This is a genomic window from Brucella grignonensis, from assembly GCF_002252505.1.
Classification (GTDB): domain Bacteria; phylum Pseudomonadota; class Alphaproteobacteria; order Rhizobiales; family Rhizobiaceae; genus Brucella; species Brucella grignonensis.
In genome coordinates, this window is record NZ_NNRL01000123.1 from 1 (window position 1) to 364 (window position 364).

Sequence of the window (364 nt, forward strand, 5' to 3'; positions counted from 1 at the left end):
GCTGCGCGTGAAGTCGATCCGGGTGAACCCGGTCAGCAGCGGCAGCGTCGGGTCCGGCCAAGCGATCGCATGCGACGCGGTTCTGATGTCTGGCGGCTGGACGCCGTCGCTGCATCTGTTCTCGCACGCGCAAGGCAAGCTGGCGTGGAGCGACGACCTGACCACCTTCCTTCCCGAGCAGACGCGCGAGGATTGCACGAACGCCGGCGCGAGCCGGGGCCTGTGGGGCATCGAGGCGGCGTTGAAGGACGGCGCCGAACGGGGCCGCGAAGCGGCGGAAGCGCTGGGCAAGGCGGGCAATGTGATCGCCCGTGCGGTCGACGGCGACCGTCCCGGCAGTGGCGTGTCACACACGGAATTACCC

At 69.8% G+C, this 364-nt stretch carries 1 pseudogene; it reads left to right on the plus strand.

From position 1 onward, the window contains the following. Positions 1–364, plus strand: a pseudogene (locus CEV33_RS01515) (sarcosine oxidase subunit alpha); the annotation flags it as partial.